22 protein-coding genes and 1 other RNA gene are annotated in these 23,043 nt (G+C 45.4%); 4 read left to right on the forward strand and 19 right to left on the reverse strand.

Annotation, left to right across the window (positions count from 1 at the left end; genetic code table 11):
* Nucleotides 1-29 precede the first annotated feature (29 nt).
* On the forward strand, nt 30-632 hold the full coding sequence (locus H7708_RS03705; RefSeq protein WP_235727511.1) for an epoxyqueuosine reductase QueH: 603 nt from the start codon (nt 30-32) through the stop codon (nt 630-632).
* 55 nt (nt 633-687) lie between these two features.
* Here H7708_RS03705 and H7708_RS03710 read toward each other — a convergent pair whose 3' ends face one another.
* The 8 genes from H7708_RS03710 to H7708_RS13460 all read right to left on the reverse strand — a co-directional run bounded on the left by H7708_RS03710 (nt 688) and on the right by H7708_RS13460 (nt 7,510).
* Entirely contained in the window at nt 688-1,407 is a 720-nt protein-coding gene (locus tag H7708_RS03710) for a Slp family lipoprotein (protein ID WP_223669131.1), read from the reverse strand.
* Nucleotides 1,408-1,497: 90 nt separating this feature from the next.
* Nucleotides 1,498-2,100 carry a hypothetical protein gene (locus H7708_RS03715; protein WP_223669132.1) on the reverse strand — a complete coding sequence of 201 codons (603 nt, stop codon included), beginning with the start codon at nt 2,098-2,100 and terminating at the stop codon, nt 1,498-1,500.
* A gap of 3 nt (nt 2,101-2,103) precedes the next feature.
* A complete protein-coding gene (gene tsaB / locus H7708_RS03720; RefSeq protein ID WP_223669133.1) occupies nt 2,104-2,805 on the reverse strand; it encodes a tRNA (adenosine(37)-N6)-threonylcarbamoyltransferase complex dimerization subunit type 1 TsaB in 702 nt (233 codons plus the stop codon).
* A complete protein-coding gene (locus H7708_RS03725; RefSeq protein WP_223669134.1) occupies nt 2,798-4,789 on the reverse strand; it encodes an ATP-dependent DNA helicase in 1,992 nt (663 codons plus the stop codon). Before H7708_RS03725 ends, tsaB begins: the two co-directional genes overlap by 8 nt.
* Nucleotides 4,790-4,827: 38 nt before the next feature.
* The gene (hemH, locus tag H7708_RS03730; protein ID WP_223669135.1) at nt 4,828-5,820 is read right to left on the reverse strand and encodes a ferrochelatase; all 993 of its coding nucleotides are present in this window, start codon (nt 5,818-5,820) and stop codon (nt 4,828-4,830) included.
* 30 nt (nt 5,821-5,850) lie between these two features.
* On the reverse strand, nt 5,851-6,504 hold the full coding sequence (gene adk, locus H7708_RS03735) for an adenylate kinase (protein WP_223669136.1): 654 nt from the start codon (nt 6,502-6,504) through the stop codon (nt 5,851-5,853).
* A gap of 286 nt (nt 6,505-6,790) precedes the next feature.
* The gene (locus tag H7708_RS03740; protein ID WP_223669137.1) at nt 6,791-7,153 is read right to left on the reverse strand and encodes a VanZ family protein; all 363 of its coding nucleotides are present in this window, start codon (nt 7,151-7,153) and stop codon (nt 6,791-6,793) included.
* 138 nt (nt 7,154-7,291) lie between these two features.
* Nucleotides 7,292-7,510: a GDCCVxC domain-containing (seleno)protein gene (locus tag H7708_RS13460; RefSeq protein ID WP_328798964.1), complete on the reverse strand. Its 219-nt coding sequence runs from the start codon at nt 7,508-7,510 to the stop codon at nt 7,292-7,294.
* A 227-nt stretch (nt 7,511-7,737) separates the two neighbouring features.
* Here H7708_RS13460 and H7708_RS03745 point away from each other — a divergent pair, with 227 nt between their 5' ends.
* Nucleotides 7,738-7,956: an acetyltransferase gene (locus H7708_RS03745; RefSeq protein ID WP_223669138.1), complete on the forward strand. Its 219-nt coding sequence runs from the start codon at nt 7,738-7,740 to the stop codon at nt 7,954-7,956.
* 73 nt (nt 7,957-8,029) lie between these two features.
* Here H7708_RS03745 and H7708_RS03750 read toward each other — a convergent pair whose 3' ends face one another.
* From H7708_RS03750 to dnaX, 7 genes are all read right to left on the reverse strand, one after another.
* On the reverse strand, nt 8,030-8,494 hold the full coding sequence (locus tag H7708_RS03750; protein ID WP_223669139.1) for a hypothetical protein: 465 nt from the start codon (nt 8,492-8,494) through the stop codon (nt 8,030-8,032).
* Between the two features lie 371 nt (nt 8,495-8,865).
* Nucleotides 8,866-10,761, reverse strand: coding sequence for a molecular chaperone HtpG (gene htpG, locus H7708_RS03755; protein ID WP_223669140.1), 1,896 nt, complete (start codon nt 10,759-10,761; stop codon nt 8,866-8,868).
* Nucleotides 10,762-10,876: 115 nt separating this feature from the next.
* Entirely contained in the window at nt 10,877-11,206 is a 330-nt protein-coding gene (locus H7708_RS03760; protein ID WP_223669141.1) for a hypothetical protein, read from the reverse strand.
* Nucleotides 11,207-11,250: 44 nt separating this feature from the next.
* Nucleotides 11,251-12,864, reverse strand: a complete 1,614-nt coding sequence (locus H7708_RS03765) for a S41 family peptidase (RefSeq protein ID WP_223669142.1) — start codon at nt 12,862-12,864, stop codon at nt 11,251-11,253.
* 107 nt (nt 12,865-12,971) lie between these two features.
* On the reverse strand, nt 12,972-13,571 hold the full coding sequence (recR, locus tag H7708_RS03770; protein WP_223669143.1) for a recombination mediator RecR: 600 nt from the start codon (nt 13,569-13,571) through the stop codon (nt 12,972-12,974).
* Nucleotides 13,572-13,735: 164 nt separating this feature from the next.
* The gene (locus H7708_RS03775; protein ID WP_223669144.1) at nt 13,736-14,065 is read right to left on the reverse strand and encodes a YbaB/EbfC family nucleoid-associated protein; all 330 of its coding nucleotides are present in this window, start codon (nt 14,063-14,065) and stop codon (nt 13,736-13,738) included.
* Nucleotides 14,066-14,112: 47 nt separating this feature from the next.
* Complete coding sequence (dnaX, locus tag H7708_RS03780) at nt 14,113-16,317, reverse strand: DNA polymerase III subunit gamma/tau (RefSeq protein ID WP_223669145.1); 2,205 nt, start codon at nt 16,315-16,317, stop codon at nt 14,113-14,115.
* A 259-nt stretch (nt 16,318-16,576) separates the two neighbouring features.
* Here dnaX and H7708_RS03785 point away from each other — a divergent pair, with 259 nt between their 5' ends.
* A complete protein-coding gene (locus H7708_RS03785; RefSeq protein WP_223669146.1) occupies nt 16,577-17,110 on the forward strand; it encodes a hypothetical protein in 534 nt (177 codons plus the stop codon).
* Nucleotides 17,111-17,172: 62 nt separating this feature from the next.
* Here the strand turns inward: H7708_RS03785 and ffs are convergent.
* Nucleotides 17,173-17,269: signal recognition particle sRNA small type (gene ffs / locus H7708_RS03790), an RNA gene on the reverse strand.
* A 153-nt stretch (nt 17,270-17,422) separates the two neighbouring features.
* Between ffs and H7708_RS03795 the strand changes: the two genes are divergently transcribed.
* Nucleotides 17,423-19,105 carry an isovaleryl-CoA dehydrogenase gene (locus H7708_RS03795; RefSeq protein ID WP_223669147.1) on the forward strand — a complete coding sequence of 561 codons (1,683 nt, stop codon included), beginning with the start codon at nt 17,423-17,425 and terminating at the stop codon, nt 19,103-19,105.
* A gap of 22 nt (nt 19,106-19,127) precedes the next feature.
* On the opposite strand, the gene H7708_RS03800 is transcribed toward H7708_RS03795, so the two are convergent.
* From H7708_RS03800 to H7708_RS03810, 3 genes are all read right to left on the reverse strand, one after another.
* The gene (locus H7708_RS03800) at nt 19,128-19,598 is read right to left on the reverse strand and encodes a hypothetical protein (RefSeq protein ID WP_223669148.1); all 471 of its coding nucleotides are present in this window, start codon (nt 19,596-19,598) and stop codon (nt 19,128-19,130) included.
* Nucleotides 19,599-19,728: 130 nt separating this feature from the next.
* On the reverse strand, nt 19,729-21,372 hold the full coding sequence (locus tag H7708_RS03805) for an alkaline phosphatase (RefSeq protein ID WP_223669149.1): 1,644 nt from the start codon (nt 21,370-21,372) through the stop codon (nt 19,729-19,731).
* A gap of 38 nt (nt 21,373-21,410) precedes the next feature.
* Nucleotides 21,411-22,985, reverse strand: a complete 1,575-nt coding sequence (locus H7708_RS03810) for an alkaline phosphatase (RefSeq protein ID WP_223669150.1) — start codon at nt 22,983-22,985, stop codon at nt 21,411-21,413.
* Between the last annotated feature and the right edge of the window lie 58 nt (nt 22,986-23,043).

The raw sequence follows: 23,043 nt of genomic DNA on the forward strand, positions 1-23,043 counted from the left end.
AGACACCAAACGGTGAAGATAAAGTCTTGATGCACTCCTGTTGCGCCCCTTGTGCAGCAGAAGTCATGGAAGCGGTTCACGCCTCAGGAATTCAACAAACAGTGTTTTTCTATAACCCGAATATTCATCCCATTGAAGAGTATGAGATTCGCAAAGATGAAAACAAACGTTTCTGCGATAAACTGGGCATAGAATTTATTGATGCCGATTATGATAAAGATAACTGGTTTGAGCGGGTTAAGGGCTTAGAGAACGAACCTGAGCGTGGTGCACGCTGTACAGTATGTTTTGATATACGTTTTGAACGCACGGCGCTCTATGCCGCGGAACATGGCTTTGACCTAATCACCAGTACCCTCGGGATTTCTCGCTGGAAAAATATGGAGCAAATTAACGACTGTGGCGTTAGAGCGGCAAACCGTTATGATGAAGTCAATTACTGGACTTTTAACTGGCGTAAAAAAGGTGGTGCTCAACGCATGATAGAAATTTCCAAACGGGAAGAGTTCTATCAGCAGGAATATTGTGGCTGCGTGTACTCCTTAAGAGATACGAACCGCTGGCGAATGTCGAATGGACGCGATCGAATAAAGCGTAACATCAAGTTTTATGGCCATGATAAACCGGAATAAGCACTACACAAAAAAGGAGCCACAAAGCTCCTTTTTTAATGGACGCATTCAATCTTTACTTCATTTTCAAGATCTCAGAATTTTTGTCTGAAGCTTTGCGTACAGGGGTTGACTTTGTTGGACGTACTGGCCGCTGACGCTCAGTCCTTGGCTCAGGCACATCTCTATAAATTTCTGTATCCGGGTTCTCTGCATCGCGATTAAGCTCACGACGACGTTGGTAATCCCGATCATGACGAATCACACGATAGCGGTAGTGATATGGCCAGTAATAGGGACGATGGTAAAACCAATAGGGATCCCACGCTGAATACACTTCCACGTACTCGTAATTCGGACGCTTTTTCCACAGATAATGGCCTCGTGTATCAACCACAGGGAAATTAATTTTATGCTCACCGACTTTGCCCGGCATTGGTTTTGCCAGTTTACCGACAACGGTAATTTCTTTACCAACGTCATAAATCATCGGATCCAAAAAACCGGGGACCCGAGCAATAAACCTGCCACCTGTCTCCTGTCCCTCTACCGGACGTGCCTTACGACCCAGTGGCAAATTCACCACCTCAATTAAGGTGTCCTTTTCCAGATTTTCCACTCGAGCCACAATACCGCCCCAACGAACTTCTTGCTTGGTGTAGGCTTGTGGGCTCTGAGCGACCTGAGTAAAGTCGAGATTAGGCTTTTCAAATGCAATCTGCTCGGGCGTAGTGGCACACGCGGCCAGCAAGGCTCCGCCAAACAACACAGATGTAAGCTTTAAAATTTTACCCATATACAATCTCCTTAAAATCTCTCAAAACAATACCCAGTAACCCAAACTACTAGTATTTTACTATATATTCTGTGAATTTAAGCTGAACAATCAATAATCATCAGTTCTATGTTTAATTTGATAAGGTGGCTCAGACTCTACCCGCCCATCAGCCTTATACTTTTCCCTTAAACTCTGCGTAAGCATTTTTGACTTCCTCTTTCCTTCACAGTCAGTACACATCCACACTCCATCAGCAAAAATCCCTGACTTTATTTCAACGGGGGTTGCCAACTCAATATACTCATAAACTGGCTTATCGTTCCAAACATAGAAATTTTCGGCTCTTATAGTGCCGTCTGTTTTATCAGAGTTTCCAGAGGATCCAAAAACTGTAATTTCATTCCCCACTTTCAACTCATCAACATACTTGCTATCAACTACAGTTTTAAATGACTGAGAAGATAACACGGCTACTGCCTTTTTCGGCTTGTTATTTTCACTCAAACTAGTTTTCGCAACGGTAACCACATACTTATCACTGACCGTATCTTTTTCTAGATTAGATATGATCCCACCTTGTACATCATGACTGGCTGTAACATTGCCCTCTGACAAATCATTAAGTTTATACGACTGCTCAGCTACAAAGTGTGGACTTGTCGAACATGCAGTAACAAAACAAGTTGCAAACATTACTCCTAAGATTTTCATATATCACTCCTGTTTTTCTTTAGCTTTTTTCGCTACATTATCACGTAGATATATTGGCAATGCTTGCTCTGCAGGAACAGCTTTACCTAGCTTTAATAAATGCTCTGCCATCGGCATCATATATTCTGCGAGTGGATATAATGGCTCCGTCTGTACAACTATGGGCATATTCAAAGCTTCACTCAGTTCGCTGGCATAAGTTTTCCAACCTGTACCAACACCTTGATATACATTAGACGCATCAGCATCACAAATTGTGACAAGCTCTGGAGAACAAACGGTTTCTTCGCCAACCAACTGCATTAAGCCATCAACTTCCTGGTACTGCCCCCAGTACACTTCGCCCATTCGTGCATCTATGACCGCTAACAGCTGCTTTTCGCCTTTAGCCATATAAAGCCCCTGGGCCATCGCTTGTAAGCTAGACACGCCCACGACAGGCAACCCAGCGCCAAAGGCCAGCCCTTGAACAATACTGATACAAATTCTAAGCCCCGTAAAGGCACCAGGACCCTGTCCATAGGCTATGGCATCAAGCTCCTTCAATTTGATTCCAGCTTCTTGCAGAACCTCATCAACCATCGGCAATACCAGCTCGCCATGCATTCTAGGAGCAACCTCTGCTTGCTTATAGAGATTACCGTTGAATGTCAGTGCTACTGAGCAAGCCTCTGTAGCAGTATCTATAATCAATAAATTAGCCATTGTCAGCGTCTTTGTTATCACTGTCTAAACTTAAACTCTGTAAAAATTCTAACACAACCGCCTTATCACGAGTTCTCTTCATTGGCGGCAAGCTCTTCAGAAACTTCTGTCCGTAACGATTCGCGATTAAACGAGGATCACAGAGCACCAATACGCCTTTATCAGAATAATCCCGGATCAGGCGCCCCGCTCCCTGTTTCAATGCAATAATGGCCTGTGGAATTTGAATATCGAAAAAAGGGTTTTTGCCTGCCTTTCTCGCCGCTTGTATTTTGGCTTCTATTAAAGGCTCATCAGGTGCTGAAAACGGTAGTTTATCAATAATGACCAGGCTGAGAGCTTCGCCTTTAACGTCCACCCCCTCCCAGAAACTGGAAGTTGCCAACAACACAGCATCGCCGGCTTCACGAAAGCGTTCAATCAGTTCATTTTTTGGTAAATCACCTTGTGCAAACAGCTCCTTGCCTGATAGTTGCTCCTGCCACAGTTCCTTAACCTTATTAAGGGCAGCATAACTGGTAAAAAGAACGAAAGTGCCACCAGGATTACTTTCTACCAACGGCAAGATTTCTTTTTGCCAAGTACTGATATAAGCCCTATCTCTTGGATCCGGTAAACTTCGTGGGATATGCAAAATAGCCTGATGTTCATAATCAAAAGGACTCGGCAGGATCAGCTCTTTGGCCTGCTCTAGTCCCAGCTCCTGCTTGAACAGGCTAAAATCATCAGCCTGCGTCATGGTCGCTGAGGTAAAGATCCAGCTGGTTGCTGCATGTTCTTTACGACTCCGTGCAAAAGACTCGGAAACGTTCAGTGGTGTTTCTAAAATAGCGAAGCCATTACGATAGGTTTCAACCCAACGCACAGCCTCATAACTTTTGGTTTGCTCAGAATTATCAAAACTACTGTTAAACAAAGACAGGCTTTGCAACGATTCTTCGCATCGACGATGACAACTATCCAAACCTTTAGAACGCGATGCATGCCGCTCCAGCCGCTCGCAAAGCGCCAACAATTCCTTTTCTAACTCTTTAAGCTTTTGTTGTAGCTCCGGGGAAGCAATCAGCTGCCAATTAACTTTCTGCCCGGCCTCACCTAACGACAGACGAACTTCGTTAACAGCACCTTCGACTCGCCGCACTGACACACTCAGCTGTCGATCATCTTTTGCCGTTGTCAGCGCCTCCAGCTCAGTATCCCGACAAACTTCCATCAGCTGTCTGCTGGTCAGTCGCTGACCGTAAAAACTGTGTGCGATATCCGTTAACTGGTGAGCCTCATCCACCACCACCATATCGGCATCCGGTAATAACTCACCAAAGCCATCGTCTTTCAACACCATATCAGCAAGAAGTAAATGGTGGTTAACCACGACCACATCGGCTGAAGTCGCTTTTTGTCGTGCTTTGGCGACATAACAGTCGGCATAGTCAGGACATTCTACACCAAGGCAATTGTCATTGGTTGAGGTAACGTAAGGCCATAAGGCATCACCATCAGCCAAATCTGAACATTGAGTTAGATCGCCACTTTGGGTCTGTCTGGACCAGCTTTTAACTTTAACCAGAGTATCAGCCATACTACGGCTCTGAAACTGCCCCGAGTCAAGACTTTGCTCCATTCTATAAAGGCATAAATAATTATTCCGCCCTTTCAACAAGGCAATTTTTGGTGAAACCCCTAATGCTTTGCGCATATTGGGTAAGTCTCGATAATACAGTTGATCCTGCAGGTTTTTTGTACCAGTGGAAAGGATGACTTTCTTATCTTGCTGATGCCAGGCTTTAAGTGCAGGAACTAAATATCCGAAAGTTTTACCGGTACCGGTACCGGCTTCAATACAGATTGATTCTTCCGATTCAATAACGTCTTCAATGGCTTCAGCCATCGTCAACTGTTCTTCACGCTGTTTAAAGCCAGTAAAGACTTTTGACAAGGCTCCATCAGAAGAGAAAAGGGATTTAAGAGAAAGGGAGTCTGCCATGCATTAATCCGTTCGCTCGGCTAAGAGACGCATGGAGCTTAATTTAACAGACGCTGCTCGACCAATTGCAGCATCAACTCGATATGAGCTCGGTCATCGTTAAGGGCTGGGATGTACTGATACTCAGAGCCACCATTTTCAATAAAAATATCTCGATTCTCAACGGCTAACTCTTCTAGCGTTTCCAGGCAGTCCGCACTAAACGCCGGGCTAATCACTTGAACCGACTCCACGCCATCTTTTGCCCACTCAATTAATAACTCATCAGTATACGGCTTGATCCACTCTTCCTTACCAAAACGGGATTGGAAAGAAATCGCATAGTCATCTTCGGTCAGTCCTAACTCTTTCACAACCAGTTCGGTCGTTTTACGGCACTGAGCTTCGTAAGGATCACCTTTAACACTGAAACGCTGTGGCACCCCATGATAAGAAAATAAAAGCTTCTGACTATCGCCATGACGCTCTCTAAATTGACGAACGGACCTCGCTAATGAGTGGATATAGTGCGGATGGTCATGGTAGTCACCGACATAGCTAATTTCAGGTACGAAATATTTATTTTTATAATGCTTCGCCACCCGATCAAAAATAGATGCTGTCGTCGCTGATGAGTACTGCGGGTATAGCGGCAAGACAATGATACGCTCGCAACCCTGATTTTTCAGTGCCTGCAAACCATCGTCGATCGAAGGATTACCATAAGCCATCGCTATTTCAACGGGCACATGTTTTCCGTAGCGCTGATCGACAAAACGTTCATTGATCTCGCTTTGTAATTTCTGACGCTGTTTTTGCGCGATAACCAACAGTGGCGAGCCATCTTTATACCAAATCTTTTGATATAACTTGGCGACTTTTTGTGGGCGGATTCTTAATATAATGCCATGAAGGATCAGACACCAAACCCAGCGAGAAATAGAAACAACGCGCTTGTCATGCAGAAACTGAGATAAATACCGACGAACCGCCTTAGGCGTTGGTTCGTCCGGAGTTCCTAAATTACATAATAAAACACCCTGTTTTTTCAATCTACTTCTCGCCTACTGGTACTGGTTTAATTAAGACAAACCTTTAAAGATAGCGTCGCGGATAGATTCAACAGAACCAACACCAGCAACTTTAACGTACTGAGGTGCTTTTGAAGGCTCTTCATCCGCCCATTTAGAGTAATATGAAACCAGAGGACGTGTTTGCTCTTCGTAAACGGCCAGACGTCGACGAATCGTATCTTCCTGATCATCATCACGCTGAATCAACGGTTCACCCGTCTCATCATCCTTACCTTCTTCTTTAGGCGGATTATAAGTCACATGATAAACACGACCTGAGGCTGGATGTACACGACGACCACTTAGGCGTTTAACGATTTCTTCGTGGTCAACATCAATTTCAACGACATAGTCAACATCAATGTTATGCTCACGCATGGCATCTGCTTGAGGAATCGTGCGTGGGAAACCGTCTAATAAATAACCGTTTTTACAGTCGTCTTCCTTAACGCGCTCTTTCACAATACCAATAATAATGTCATCGGATACCAGTTCACCGGCGTCCATCTTTTGCTTGGCTTGGAGGCCTAATTCAGTACCTGCTTTAACCGCAGCCCGTAACATATCACCCGTCGAAATCTGAGGAATATCATATTTTTCTTTAATAAATTGCGCCTGAGTGCCTTTTCCCGCGCCTGGGGCACCCAACAAAATAACTCGCATGAGCGAAGTCTCCTAGCCTTATTTGTAAAGATTGACTGTGTAGGCGCTAAAGATACTTGGAATAGCCCCGTATCTCAAGTAAAAAATGGCTAAAATAACGGTGCTTAGCCATTATTAAAAGGCTTAGATAACCGTTACTTCGTTCGTCCGTAGCCTGTACGGTCATTTCCCCAGACATTAACTTTTAATCTAATGCACTACATTTAAATCTGCTAATGCCACTTTGTTAGGAAAGTGAAATTAGACTTAAAGCTGTCACCTGTAATCTCTCTGACAGTAAAGAGCGCTATTTAGTGTCCTTTATTAACAATGGTTTTAGAAGCACAGCAATCAACACACCAGACAAAACACCGAGTGAATTCGCTATAAGGTCTTCCCATTCAAAACCACGGTTTGGAATAAATTGCTGTATAAACTCGATACCGAGTGAAAAGACAATACAGCCAATAATGATTTGCCAGCTGGGGTGTTTAACCGAGCCCATGCGCGCAAGAAATGCCAAGCCAGCATACCCGATAAAGTGTAACGCCTTATCCCAGGGTAAATTACTCGGTAGCTGCTTGCCCGGCATCAAAGACACAGTAAAAATAGCCAGGCAGCAGACGATGAATAAGAGTTTAAAAAGCTTACTGTTCAAAATTTTCTGCATGAAAAAACCGCAGCTGGCGGCAAATTTAAAGATAATTAAGCTGGATTTTAACAACCAATCTTAAAGGTGGCTATGAATATATTTCAGAAGCGTGTGATACTCCACTTAACAACACATACCCAGCGAGAAGCTCTATTGCTACTCTCGATTACAACATCCTGTCTGTTGCTGAATCGGTGGACAAGCAACCGAACCGTAAGAGCAAAAAACGCAACAATCTCCAGACTTGGGCTTGAGTAAAGCCTTACAGGACACACACTCATAAAAATACTGGCAAGCGTCAGCTGGCATAACCTCGGCTTTTTGATGACCACATTGTGGACACGTTATTGTGGACCGGTAAGTTAACTCTGCCACTTTACCTCCTTTTGAACATTAAGGTTAATCAAAACAGTCCTCACCCTGGTAGTGCAGCTTTTGTACACAATAAACTAGCACAATAGTACCCAGCTTTTACTTTTTCAATAAAACCACTGATAAATGACAGTCAGTTATAAAGATAGCACAACCCATAGCAAAACTGCTAAGCTGGTCATAAGCTTATGCTTGCAATGCCTGTTATAGTATCGATATAAGGAGCGCTTATGTATTTGAAGGAGAGCACCAATGGGCATCTGGTAGAGGTTCTGGAGTTAAGCGATTTATTTGATCCTTTCCAAACTACCATCAAGGGCCGCCTTCATTATGGTGAAGAAATTCAAGAACCAGAAACTTTTGCTAAGTCTGATCTGGTATTTCTATCCAATGAGTCTTTGCCACGTTGTTGGCTGGATCCGCATTACCGAGATGCAGACAAAGGTTAAACTGAACCTTGCCCTACGATTATAAAAGGTCCAGTAAAATTACTGGACCTTACGCAGGACATTTCAGCTGTACTCAGTCTACTCGGTCATTCAGGTCACTGAAGACTCCATCAGGATTGTGATACCAGATCCATGCATGTAGTGCCCACATGTTTATGTCTTGGTTGATGTGCCAGTGGTCTTCATCACCGGTAAACCCCTCTGGCGCAGAGGCCGATAATGCAGCAGGAATCAAATACTCGAGAGCAACCAGCCTCAACTTCCCACCTGCTTCTGAGTTGGCATAAACCAGCACTTCTGGCTTATCAACTTCAAATGCATCATCAACATAGGAGAAGTTAAGATAGTGATGCCCCATACCCGGAACATACACACCAATATCCACGTACCCATCGATAAGTGCGTTATCTAGATTATGATATAGAGCAGTTGCTTGGCGAGCTTGACTCAACTCGACTTCTAGCTTCCCTGCCTCGGCTTGTCCTGCGGCAAGGAAAAAAGCAAAGATAGACAAAACGACTTTAAATAAATGACTCATAATTAAATACTCCTTCATCCAGTTTTAACTCCTGAACGTCATTGTCAAAGCTCAATAGCCTGCTAACTCACGTCCCATGACAAAATAGGTTTTGGATAACGGACACCCTAAAAAACTTGAATAACAAGAACAATAAACACAAATCACACCCTCAATATTTTACAGTTATAACGAGGTTTTTTTGGGCTGTTTTGTAAAGTAAATAGACAGGTGTTAAGAAGTTCGACGGAGGTTGCCGGTCGTAACCTAAACCTGAAGAGACTATCAGGTGACAAACAGGTTCTTTATAGAGAGGCGAACACCCGCGGCCTTGGTGAAGATATTACCCTCACTCTAGCCACGGGCCAGTATAGGACTGATACAATGACGGCTTAGTCAGCCAGTTTTAATAGTAGCTTGTTAAGCTTGGTTGCGAAACTGGCTGGATCGTCCAGCTGCCCTTGCTCCGCAAGCAGCGCCTGATCAAATAGCACGTCAACCCACTCATTAAACTGCTCATCATTCTGCTCTTTCTCAACCAGATTAATCAAAGCATGCTCAGGGTTTATTTCAAAAACAGGCTTCACATCAGGCACCTGCTGACCGGCAGCTTGAAGCATTTTCACCATTTGTAGCGGCATATCGCCCTCACCTGCAACGATACAGGCTGGCGTATCCGTCAAACGCATAGTGACTTTCACCTCTGCAACTTTATCGCCAAGAACGGTTTTAACGCGCTCAATGAAGTCCTTATGTTCTTCACTGGCTTTTGCCTGGGCCTGCTTATCTTTCTCGTCTTCGAGACTACCAAGATCCAGATTGCCCTGAGTCACCGATACAAATTTCTTATCACTGTATTCGGTAAGGTGAGAAATAGTCCACTCATCAATACGATCCGACATTAACAGGACTTCAATGCCTTTCTTGCGGAAGATTTCCAGGTGAGGACTATTTTTAGCCGCCAGGAAACTGTCTGCTGCAATGTAGTAGATTTTGTCCTGACCCGGTTTCATACGCTCGATGTAATCATCCAGCGATACCGTTTGTGCCTTATCGTCAGTGTGCGTTGAGCTGAAACGGAACAGCTTCGCAATTTTTTCCTTATTGGCAAAGTCTTCTCCAGTTCCCTCTTTCAGTACCTGACCAAACTCATCCCAGAACTGCTGATATTTCTCTTTATCTTTCTTCGCCAGCTGATCCAGCATCTTAAGAATTCGAGATACTGCCGCATTACGTAATGACTGAGTTACTTTAGAGTCCTGAAGAATTTCCCGCGACACGTTTAAAGGCAGGTCATTCGAATCAATTAAACCACGGACAAAACGCAAATAGACTGGCAAGAACTGCTCGGCATCGTCCATGATGAATACGCGTTGGACGTAAAGCTTCACTCCACGAACGCGATCACGGTTCCACAGGTCAAACGGTGCCTTTGATGGGATATACAATAAGCTCGTATATTCCTGTGTGCCTTCAACCTGATTATGGCTCCAGGTCAAAGCATCCTGAAAATCATGGGATATATGCTTATAAAATTCCTGATACTCTTCATCAGAGATATCAGACTTCGGACGAGTCCATAAAGCCGTCGCCTTATTGACCGCCTCAAACTCTTCCGCGCTGTCTTCTTCATCCTCACCAGTTTTCATCTTATGCATTTCCACTGGTAGTGAAATATGGTCAGAATATTTGCCGATAATATTGCGTAGGCGGAACTCTTCTAAAAACTCTTCTTCACCCTCTTTCAAGTGAAGAGTAATATCGGTACCACGAGTATCTTTTTCCGTTGGTTCAATAGTAAACTCACCGTCACCAGCAGATTCCCAGATCACCGCTTCGTCAGTCCCCGCAGCACGCGTAATCACGGTGACTTTGTCCGCCACAATAAATGCCGAGTAGAAACCCACACCGAACTGGCCAATCAGCTTGGAGTCTTTTTTCTGATCACCAGTAAGCTGCTTTAAAAAGTCTGCCGTACCTGATTTTGCGATAGTTCCGAGGTTGTTAATCACTTCCTGCTCGGTCATACCGATACCATTATCGGAAATGGTAACGGTTTTAGCGTCTTTGTCCGTAGTAATACGGATCTTAAGCTCGCTGTCGCCGCCGTAAAGGCTACTGTCTTTTAAAGCTTTAAAACGTAGCTTATCCGCCGCGTCGGCTGCATTAGAAATAAGTTCACGCAGGAAGATTTCTTTATTGGAATACAACGAATGCACCATCAAATGCAAAAGTTGTTTCACTTCAGTTTGAAAAGAATGTGTTTTTTTAGTCGCTGTCTCTGCCATAGTTCTTTTTCAATAAGTTAACTAACAGTACGGCAAAGATGGGGATTATTGAAATTTTTTCAATAGTGATATACATCAAAAAAGCCAGCGATATGCTGGCTTTTAATTCCTGAAGTTAATCCATTCTACGACACTGCACCTTATCCAGATAATAGCTGTCACCGACTTTATCATCGACTAAGAAACAATCGCCATTAGAGATAAATAACTCAAACTTCCTTGGCATCTCGGTAATTCGACCCTGAGCAGGATTGCCATCGACCATCGTCGTCTTTCGCTGGATAAACAAGCGGTTATCCTTACTCAAGGTATCATCTGCCAGGCGCACATTGGCTCCTGGCATGACCTCATTAATGGTATCGGCTATTTGTTGTTTAGCCGGCTCCGACAATTCGGTAACCACCGCGGGACTGGCGTTTGATCTATCCAAAGTTTTGCAAGACACTAACAACCCTCCTAGTACAACCGAAATTATAACAGCTTGAGCTCTCATTGCTTCAGCTCCTCTGGGGTTTCTAGATTACGGTTTTGCTCCAAGAAGAGCTGTTGCTGCACCCGCTGGGACTTAAGTAGCGAACCATCTTGCATATAACTTTTTGCAGCATGACGCTTGGTCGTCTTACTCGCCGTAGCAGGACAAGAGCCACTACTCTGATATTCTAATGCAGCAGCCAGCATGGCTTCGTTTGGATCACCCAGCAGATGATCAAAATCATCTGCAACGACACAGCCCTGAACCAAGTCCTGTCCATTATCCGTCGATGAAGGGACAAAACCATCAGCATACTGACCGAAGCCTTTATCGTTCTCACCACGGAACTGGATTGTGAAATAGGTCGTGCCACAATTATCCGTTGGGAAGAAGCCGTAAGGCTTACCACAAGTGGTATCGCCGATTAAAATCACCTGTACGTCAATACCACGCAAGCCATTGATAAACGCCTCACTGGCCGAACAGGTACCGCCGGTTGATAGCACAAAGACTCGATTCAAATTGACACTCGGTAATGTATCACCCGGAGCAGTCGCCTCATCGGAAGTCGTTGAATAAAAAGGTGTCGGCTCTAACGCTTCACCAGTTACAGGGTTAATATCGGGGTGCTTATCATTGAATACAGTTTCTTCAAAGATACGACCACTGGTTTGAGCATCACCAGCAACCATATAAGCTAACTGGCTGGAAATAAATAAGAAACCGCCACCGTTATAGCGTAAATCGACCACGACGTCGTCAACACCCTGGTTGGAGAAGTCAACAAAAGCATCAATCACTTCCTGCTCGGCAATTCGGGTTCCGAAGGTGTTAAACTGCATGTAACCAACTTTACCTGATGCCGTATCGAAAACCTTTTCATTCTGTACCGGATCAGAAGTCACCGTTGTCGACGTCATTGTGATGGTACGCGTGTCGGTTGCGCCTAAATCGCGGATCACAAATTCGTGAGTCTCACCATCTTCAGCGGGAAACAGACCAGCATTAAGCCTATCGGTATCACTACCATTAACAACATCAACACCGTCAATCTCCAGGATTTCTGCACCTCGGGTTAAAGCGGCATCAGTAGCCGGAGAGTTAGGCTCAGTGTAAGCAACAACCACTTCCCGCGGTGGTGCAGCACTAATCAAAAAGAATTCAGCTCCGTAGCCGAATGACGCACCAGAAGAAACGCGTTGCTCATATTCATTGGTATCCTGGAAAAAATGGAAGTTATCTTTATTGGCACCCGAACTGGTAGTGTTAAACGTTTTTAATACGTCAAAGTACTCTGTTGGTAAGCCAAAATTAGCTGGGTTTTGATCCTGAATCTCGTCATACCATAGATAGGTATTGTTACTCCAGGAACGAAGCCAATGCTTTTCATGGAGATAACCGCCCTCTTGATCTGGCCATGGGTCTCCGTCTATATCCGTGCCCGAGCGAGGGTTTTCACACAGATCTTTGAACTTATCTTCATCTTCAAAAACCCCTTGTGTCCAGGTTGGAGCCTCACTGATAGGAGTGGGCTCTGGCGAATCACTATCGCTCCCTCCACCGCATGCGGCAAGCAATAAACTCAAAGAAGCAATAGTCGTTGTTTTAATATTAAAAGAAGTCAATTTCATAGCAATTCCTGCGCAAACAAATATCCTATCAATATACCATTTATTCCTAACGCCTGTAAAAAGTATCCATTTGTATCAATATCAAGGTGTTAGACAACAAAAAAGGTCTAAGAGGAGTATGGTTGACGCCCGGAAAAAGAATGCATTAAGGTGCCGCCATCGATATATTCCAGCTCACCACCAATAGGCACGCCGGAAGCAATCCGAGATAGGGTTATTCCCGTACCTTTAAGCATTTCGGCAATAAAGTGCGCGGTAGCCTCGCCTTCCACTGTAGAGTTGGTGGCCAAAATCACTTCTTGTGGCTTTTCAGAATCAATTAACATCTTTAACTGGTCGAGCCCAATATCTTCCGGACCAATGCCATCCAGCGGCGAGAGGTGGCCCATCAGCACAAAGTAGGTTCCTTTAAAGCCCCCGGTAGCCTCAATTGCCATTACATCAGCCGGGCTCTCGACGATACACAGAAGGCTTTTATCGCGACGCTCCGACTGACAAATTCCGCACAGTTCTGACTCGGTAAAGTCGCGACAACGTTTACAATGTTCTACGCCGCTCATCGCAGCCTCCAGCGCAGCCGATAAGTTATTACCACCATCCCGATTCCGCTCGAGCAGGTGATAAGTCATACGCTGCGCAGACTTAGGTCCAACTCCCGGCAGACAGGTAAAAGCATCAACTAACTTTTTAATCAACGGAGACTGCATACAAGCTTCTTATAAGGTACTTTGAACATTACGTATTGTTTTAGTTTTAACGCTGAATATTTGGGGTTTCTTCCAGGCGGTTTTGCGCACAGAGGCTGAGCGTATTAAGAAATACGTGATGACTCGAGCACAAAACCAACACCGAAGAAATCCAAATAGGCAAGTTAAAATGGGAGGTTCATACCTGGGGGAAGATTCAACCCATCAGTCGCCCCTTCCATCTTCTCTTTAGTCGTTTCTTCAACCTTACGCACAGCCGCATTGGTCGCCGCTGCGATTAAATCTTCAAGAAATTCTTTATCTTCATCCAAAACGCTTGGATCGATTTCAACGCTTTTAACGTCGTGACGACCAGTCATGATGACTTTAACCATGCCGCCACCGGCTTCGCCTGTCACTTCCATATTAGCAATCTCTTCCTGAGCCGCTTTCATCTTTTCCTGCATTTGCTGGGCCTGTTTCATCATGTTGCCCAATCCGCCTTTACCAAACATTGCTTACCTCAACTTTATAATACTGAAAATCCGATCAGGACTATTACTTAAGAGCCCTGATTATCTAAATAGGTTACTGACTGACGATCTATTTTAGCACCAAACTGCTGCTGTAGCTGCTGACTAAATGGGTGCTGATTCAAATCCTCACACGCTTTTTGCAGTCTAAGTTTGGCCTGATGCTGCCAAATTTCAACAGGCGTTATGATGGTTGGCGCTTTTAGCTGCCAATTAATCGTTACGCTTTTGCCTAAGCCAGACTCCAAAGACTGTTTAATGTTAGCCTTAGCACCGTCAGTTAATAAAATTTCTTGCTCCGGTGCTATTTCAAGCGTCAGTTGCTGCTCTGAATCCCAAATAGCACAGCTTGATTGTGCTATTTGGTGGTAGGTCCCCTCTAATTCAAGTCTTTTCACCATATTTGCCCAATCCAAGGCTTCCTGCGGCGCATCAAGCTCCCCGACAACATCAGGTTCCTGTTCTATAACGTCAGGCTCTACTGAAGCTTGCGGCTGAGACATTACAGGCTCTTCGGCAGCATCGCTTTGCACCTGCATTAAACGTTCTATGTCACTGTCATAAGCCTGCTCTTCTGCCGCTTCGGCTTCATCAGGAACTGATTCGCGATCAGGCCGACTTTCAACGTGAGTCTTCTGTTGCTCGGCGCTTTTTACCTCCGCCTCAAAAGATTCACTGTTATCCTTGGCAGGCTCTTCCGTCGACTGTCCAAAGTCTAAGCCTAGTGCTGAATGCAAACTGGCTAATGCATCCGTGTCGTCTTCAACCGCCTCAGACTTATTCGAAGCTTTAGGAGTACTTTCCTGAGTGGTGTTTTGGTCTCTTTTCTCTGGTTCGGCGGGCATGGAGAAGTTATCAAGCGCGGATTCTTTATCCGCTTCGTCCTGCTGAATAAACTGCTCATACCCGGCAAACTCATCCTGAGACACTTGTTGAGAGTTAACTTCAACACTTTCTATTTTAGATGAGGTTTCTACTCTATCTTCTTGTCTTAATTTGACTTTTTCAGGGCTTTGGGGTAAAGGCTCAGTTTTGGGCTGTTCGGAAGAGTTATCCTTTGAGCTTACCTTTGTAGGTTCTGTAGCTGGCTCTGAACAAGTAACTGACTTAGACTTTACGCTAACTTTTTTTTTTGCTTCTGGCTGGGCAGAAGAAGTGTCCAGCTGAAATGCCAACATTCGCAGCAGGGCCATTTCCAGCCCCTGCTTGGCGGTGGGAGCCCACTCCATATCACGTCTTGCATGCAGCCCTAGCTGGTAATACATCTGTAAGTCCGCTGACTCGAAAATCTCCGCAAACTGTGGGATGTAGGAAGCCGCATGATCCAACACCACTTGTGTCGCCTGGTAAACAGCTATCTGATGTAAGCGGCTCAACAACTCTTTCAGAGCATCGGCAAAGTCCACCGGATAATGGCTCATGTCATCAACCGCTTTTATCGCCATCACGCTGTCTTTACTGGCCAATGCCTCCAACAAACGCACCATAAATTTATGGTCTATCGTGCCCAGCATGGTACGGATATCTTCTTCAAGTACCTTACCCTGCCCGTAAGCAATGGCTTGATCGAGTAAACTCAACGCATCACGCATACTGCCTTCCGCTGACTGTGCGATTAAATGCAGTGCAGGCTGTTCAAATTCAATGGATTCCTGTTCAAGAATAAACTGAAGGTGACTCGCAATAGTCTCTTCGTCCATGTGTTTTAAATGGAATTGAAGACAACGTGATAAGACCGTCACCGGCAGCTTTTGCGGATCGGTTGTGGCCAATAGGAAAATAACGTGCTCAGGCGGCTCTTCCAAGGTTTTAAGCAAAGCATTAAAAGAGCTGTTCGACAACATGTGGACTTCATCAATCAGGTAAACTTTATAGCGACCACGAGTCGGTCGGTACTGCACGTTTTCTAACAGTTCACGGGTATCATCCACCTTGGTTCGAGACGCCGCATCGACTTCAATCAGGTCGACAAAACGCCCCTGATCAATCTCAGAGCAGCTACCGCATTCCCCGCACGGGGTTGCTGTCACCCCATTAGTCTCACAGTTCAGACACTTCGATAAAATCCGTGCAATCGTCGTTTTACCAACACCACGGGTTCCCGTGAATAAATAGGCATGGTGCAAACGACCACTATCAATAGCATTAACTAGCGCGCGACTGACGTGTTCCTGTCCGCGTAATTCCTGAAAATTTTTAGGGCGCCATTTACGGGCGAGCACTTGGTAGCTCATAAATCAATCAACTATAGAAATGCTTATCGTTTTAGTGCAAAGACCATAGCACAAAAGCTTGCTACAGAAAATATTTATCTCTATGGGCAACAACGTGAAAAACCAACAAAGCCATTGCTTTCAACAGGTTAACTGTATTTTTACCCAAGACTTCCCAGGTTTTCCCTCTTATGCCCACGATATCACTGTAACCGATACCGAGTTGCCAATACACTCAAAAACCACTACGTACTAAACATATAAACGAGAGGTCCAAACTATGAAAATATTAAAAACTGCTCTGTTAACAGCTACCGCGCTAGGATTAACATCAGCCGCTATCCAGGCAACAGCTGGACAAGGCTGCGTTACCTGTGGCGGTTATTTTTATACAGCATACAGTTACAGTAATACTAACGGTATGGCCGACTACACCTATGCAGACCGGGGTCCTTACAGCACAGAAGAAGAGTGTCAGCAAGCCGTTCAGGTTGATTATGGCAACAGTGATGGTTGGCTCCCATATTCAGGCGCTCCTAAGTGTGTATGGCGCTATGAATCAGACTATGAGGTATACGAAGATATTATTGATGACTGGAATTCAGGCATTAACGGTGACGATACCAATACCGGCGGCGCGATTGGTGATAAAGAAGTCATTGCTAAAATTAAGGATTTAAGAAAAACGTACAATGTGGACAAATTTGAGTTGGAAGTGCACCGGGTAATTGAGAGTACTATTACGGATCCAAACTATGACGAAGATGAGGATGGTGAAGTTGGCGTAGAAAAGGAGGTTGATGCAAGCCAGTAGGCAACTAACTCTATTGATAAAAAGCCGCTAAGTGTCTCCACTAGCGGCTTTTTGAATTTAGACCCAGCTAGCCACACCCCGGCACACGAGTCGGCTGCTACCGTTGCTCCCTTCCGGGCCTGGCGGGATTCACAACGTATCGTTGCGGGGGGACCAGCTGAGTGGTGCGCATTATCCCCCAAACGTTAAAAATAATAAAGCCCTCTTTTACGAAAAATGTCACATCAGGCTCATTCTTAACTGGCGACTATTTGTTTTGCTAACTTTTTTCCTGCTACACTGGTCGGAAGTGTTCATCAAGGTTAGCGAACTATGAGTGAAAACTATCATCAGGACGACAAAGTAACTTTTGCTAAAGCAGTTGCTGAAACCCACCAGGTGACCAATCAGCCACCAGCGCTTGAGAACTATAATTTGTTCGAGAGCGACACCGCATTACAGGAGTGGGTAAAACAATCAGGCGGTGACTGGGGCCGCCAGGAAATAAGCCAGCTGGGAGCAATACTTGGTCAGGCGGAATGGATTCAAAAAGGTTTTCAAGCCAATGAAAACCCGCCCCAATTTCATTCCCACGATCGCTTTGGAAATCGACAGGATGTCGTAGAGTATCACCCTGCTTATCATGACTTGATGGCGCTGGCCATAGAACACAAGCTTCCCTCTCAGCCCTGGAGTGAAAAGCAAAGCGGCTCCCATTTGGTGCGAATGGCCAAGAATTATCTCTACAACCAGATTGAAGCCGGTAGCGCCTGCCCGCTGACCATGACCTTCTCTGCGGTACCACCGTTAAGTAAGAATCCGCACATTGGTTCCGACTGGCTGGAGAAACTGCTGCATGGAACCTATGACCCAGCCAATAAGCCAGTCAGTGACAAAGCCGGTGTAACTATTGGCATGGCCATGACTGAAAAACAGGGCGGAACTGATGTTCGTGCTAACAAAAGTTATGCCGCAGCAGTAAGTACAGAAAACAAAACGTACGAAATCATCGGTCATAAGTGGTTCTGCTCCGCTCCAATGTGCGATGGCTTTTTAACACTGGCTCAAACCGAACAAGGCCTGTCCTGCTTTCTGGTTCCTCGATGGCGACCCGATGGCAGTAAAAACCAGCTCTATATTCAGCGCCTGAAAGACAAGATGGGTAACCGCTCCAACGCTTCTTCGGAAGTCGAGTTTCGCGGTGCTTTTGGTTGGTTATTAGGTGACGAAGGCAAAGGTGTAAAAACCATTATTGAAATGGTTGCCCTTACCCGCTACGACTGCATGATCGGCTCCAGCGCTTTAATGCACCAGGCTGTAGCCCAAATAACTCACCATTGTCATTACCGACAGGTGTTCGGCAAGCCTTTAGTTCAACAACCTCTGATGCAAAATGTTCTGGCCGATTTATGTTTAGAATCAGAAGCAGCGCTAGCCATAACCGCTCGAATGGCTATGGCTCTGGATCAAGCCGACGATCCATTTGAACAGGGCTTACTGCGCTTAACTACTGCGATAGGTAAATACTGGATCTGTAAACGCGCCAGTGGTCATATTGCGGAGGCTCAAGAGTGTTTGGGAGGCGTAGGTTATGTCGAAGAATCCATTCTCCCCCGACTTTATCGCGAAGCTCCTGTAAACTCGATTTGGGAAGGTAGCGGTAATGTACAATGTTTGGATGTGATCCGTGCGATTAATAAATCACCCGAGGCGCTTGATGTTTACTTTGAAGAACTGGAGAAAGCAAAGGGTAAAAACCAACACTATGATCACTATCTGGCAGAAACACGAGAGCAATTGAGTCAAAGTGAAAACTTTGAATATGAAAGTCGTTACTTAGTTGAGAGACTGGCTAAACTGATGCAAGCCTGTCAGCTGCTTCTTTATGGCGATAACACCGTTGCCGAAGCATTTTGTGAAGCCCGATTAACAGCCATACGAGGACTCAATTACGGCAACTTGCCGTCCTCGATTGATTGCGAATACCTTATAGAAAGAGCCAGACCAAAGCTGTGATCAGGACAAGCGAGCGTGGCTATTAAAAGCCACGCACGAAACCCTGCTGGATCAACCGACCAAGAACCGGGTCCGCTTCATTGTCACCAATATCGGCATAATCTAATGTCTTAAAGTCGTTCCATGACCTGATTTCATTCTGCGCCTGCTCCCCAGAATCCAGAGAGGACAAAGTTAACTCTTTATTACTAAACTCAGCATCATCCACCAAAGACTCATCCTTAACCAATTGTTTTAGCTGCGCCAAAACTGACTGCATCTCATGACTGGTCAAACGATCAAACTCGATACGGTATTTAACGTTTGGGAAAATCTGATAAAACGTAGGATTATCCGTTTGCCACAAATGCCATGCAGCAATTTGATCCGTCCCCTGCGGTGAAAACGCAATAGTACCGTCACTGACCCAGACCGTGAGTAACGAATTCACGCCATCTTCAGATAGTACATACTCTGCTTTCTGAGCCGGGAAAGCCCCTCTATTCTGAGCCATTGCCAAGCTAACCAGGGCTAAACTTAAAAAGCCCACAATAGCCATTAGTGTTAATAATTTATTGATTTGAAACATAATACTTTTACACGCAATAAAGGCGCTCCTGAAGTCAGAGCGCCATAGTCATTAATTACTGAGCAGCTTCCGCTTTACTCACAAGATCTGCAATATGGTTCATTGCATGGAAAATATCACTTTGCTCATGAGTACCACGAAGCAGTTGCGCTCCAGGTCCTACAGCGTAGATGCCGACGTCTTCACCGGAATGTGTCTCAGAACCTAATGGCACTAAGGCTTCCTGATGATAGCCAGACGTTTCAGTTTCAACAGCACCGATATCATGGCGGCCTACAGCTGCTGCATCGCCATAACGCTGGTCACCACCGGCACCTTGACCATAGTCGGCATAACCCAGGCCATTAGCATAACCAACCGTGGTATAAGGCATATCGTCCGCAGCCATCACGGCTTCAGATTCTGCATGACCAGCATCATCGTTGCCTTTCACTACGCCAAGAATTGGGTTGCCGCGAGTTGGATAACCTGCCAAAGTGAATACGTGACTGTGGTCAGCAGTTACAACGATCAGGGTCTCGCTCAGGTCAACCTTATCAACCGCCGCCTGAATCGCTTCCGAAAACTCGATTGCATCTTCCAGCGCACGATAAGCATTACCCGCATGGTGACCATGATCAATACGACCTGACTCAACCGTTAAGAAATACCCCTTATCGTTTTTACTGAGGATATCAATCGACTTTTCCGTCATTTCAGTCAACGATGGTTCGCCCGCCGTATCGTTCGCACGATCTGCTTCATACTCCATATGCGAAGAGTTAAATAAACCCAAAACCTTCGATGTCGTATCAGCACTCAAAGTGTCAAAGCCAGCCTGATCATACACATAAGAGCCCATACTGTATTTGGCTTGCCATGAATCGATAAGATTAACCCCATCCGTGCGCTTACCGCTTTTTCCTTCTTCATCCGTTAAAGTGTTGGGAATAAAGTGACGACGACCACCACCCATCACAACATCAATACCATCACCGTAAGCAAAATCGATTAATTGAGTCGCAATATCTTTACAACCATTCGCTTTGGCTTCATCCGTTAACCCATCATCACTCTCCCAGTTACGTTCAGGAGACTTAGCGTAAGTTGCGGCTGGCGTAGCATGCGTAATGCGGGCGGTCGATACAACCCCCGTCGACATCCCAGACATCTCAGCCAATTCCACAGCAGTCATTAACTCCTTACCCTGCGAAGAAGCACAATCCGCTCGCAATACATCCTCAGCAACCCCAATCACGCCCGCTTTGGTTTTAACACCGCTCATCATGGCCGTCATGGTACCTGCCGAATCAGGTGTTTGCTGATTAGTGTTATAAGTTTTGGCAAAACCCGCAACCGGGAAAGTTTCAAAACTCAGCTGATATTCTTCACCAGTATCACCCGCTTTTTGCCCCGCCAAAATACGCGCAGCCGTTACCGTTGAAACGCCCATGCCATCGCCAACAAACAAGATAACGTTTTTAGCGGAACCTTTGGTTAACACTTCCTCTGTGTTCATGGCAGTAGCAACTCGTTGCTCACCTTTGGTAAACCAGTCATTGGTTTTAGTCCAGTCGACACTTGAAACAGGTGGTTCAGGATCGGGTTGTGGGTCATCGTCATCATCAAAACAGGCCGTCAGTAAGCTACTCGCCACCAACACGCTCAACAATTTATGAGCATGCCTTTTGGATTGCTGCTTTATTTGAAAAATAGTCATGTTGTTTTCCTCAATTTAAATTCTGTGCTGTTAATCAGTTACTGGTAAGTGTCGCCGCCAAGCTCAGCTGCCTGGTTAATGACGTGGAAGATAACGTTCTGCTCGATAACACCTTGGAGTAACTGAGCCCCAGGGCCAACAGCATGGACCGTAATATCTTCACCAGCATGAGTTTCAGAACTTAGTGGAACGAGTGCTTCCTGATGGAAACCTGACTGAGTCGTATCGATAGCGGTTAAATCAACACGTCCCCCCATATGAGAATCATCGCCATAGCGTTGATCGCCGCCATTGCCAGTACCGTAATCAGCGAAGCCTAAGCCATTGGTATAACTGACCGTTGTGTACGGCATGCCGTCTGAGGCTACCGCCGGTTCGGCTAAAGGCTGGCCATTAGCGTCAGTTGATTTAACTAAGCCAAGGATAGGATTACCACGTTGCGGATACCCAGCAATCGTGAACACATGACTGTGATCGGCTGTTACGATAATCAGAGTTTCTTCCGGGTTGGTATTATCCATTGCATATTGAACAGCGTTGGCGAATTCAATCGTGTCATCCAGAGCCCGGTAGGCGTTACCCGCGTGGTGCGCGTGATCGATTCGGCCTGACTCAACCATCAGTACATAACCGTTATCATTTTTCTTTAGAACATCGATAGCGCCCTGGGTCATTTCAGTTAATGTTGGTTCACCACCAATATCATTCAAACGGTCAGCGTTATATTCCATGTGCGACGAATTAAAAAGACCTAGCAATTTGTCGGTGTTAGCAAGGTCCAGGCCGGAAAAACTACTTTGATCTTCAACATAAAATGCAGCCTGGCCGCTGTATCGCTCTAACCACTCATTAGTCAAATCACGACCATCAGTGCGCTTACCGGTCTTACCTTCTGAGTCTGTCATTGTTTCTGGAATAAAGTGACGACGACCACCACCCAAAACAACATCAATACCATCGCCCACTTCCAGTTCAACGAGCTGGGTAGCAATATCTTTACAGCCTGCCTCTTTCGCTTCATCTGGCATACCATCGTCGCTTTCCCAGTTACGTTCAGAGACCTTGGCGTAAGTGGCGGCAGGAGTAGCATGAGTAACGCGAGCTGTTGAAACAACCCCTGTCGAGAGGCCTTGATCTTCTGCTAACTCAAGAGCCGTTTTCAGCTCATAACCGTTAGCCATATCACAGTTGGCGCGATCGCTATCGGGTGCGATATTGATGACACCAGCTTTCGTTTTCACCCCTGTCATCATGGCAGTCATGGTACCTGCTGAATCAGGTGTTTGCTGGTTGGTGTTATAGGTTTTAACCTGAGCACTATACGGCATCTGTTCAAACGACAGGAAATTCTCTTCGCCCGAATTGCCCACGCGCTGACCGGCCAGGATACGAGCAGCCGTAACTGTCGAAACTCCCATGCCATCACCGACAAACACGATGACGTTTTTTGCGTTGGTAAGATGAGTTTGATTAAGTTGTTTATCAATCGCAGCTTGACCGTCAATAAACCACTGACTATTCGATTGAACGTCAGGAAGAATCGCAGAATGAGCAACTGAAGTGACACCTGCTGCCACCGCTGCTGCCATTATCGATTGAGTTAGGCGACGCATATTTTATCCTCTGTTATAGATTGTAAATCATAAATTTTTTGATAAGCGCCTATAGCCT

The sequence above is a fragment of the Kangiella shandongensis genome, from assembly GCF_020005365.1.
Lineage (GTDB): Bacteria > Pseudomonadota > Gammaproteobacteria > Enterobacterales > Kangiellaceae > Kangiella > Kangiella shandongensis.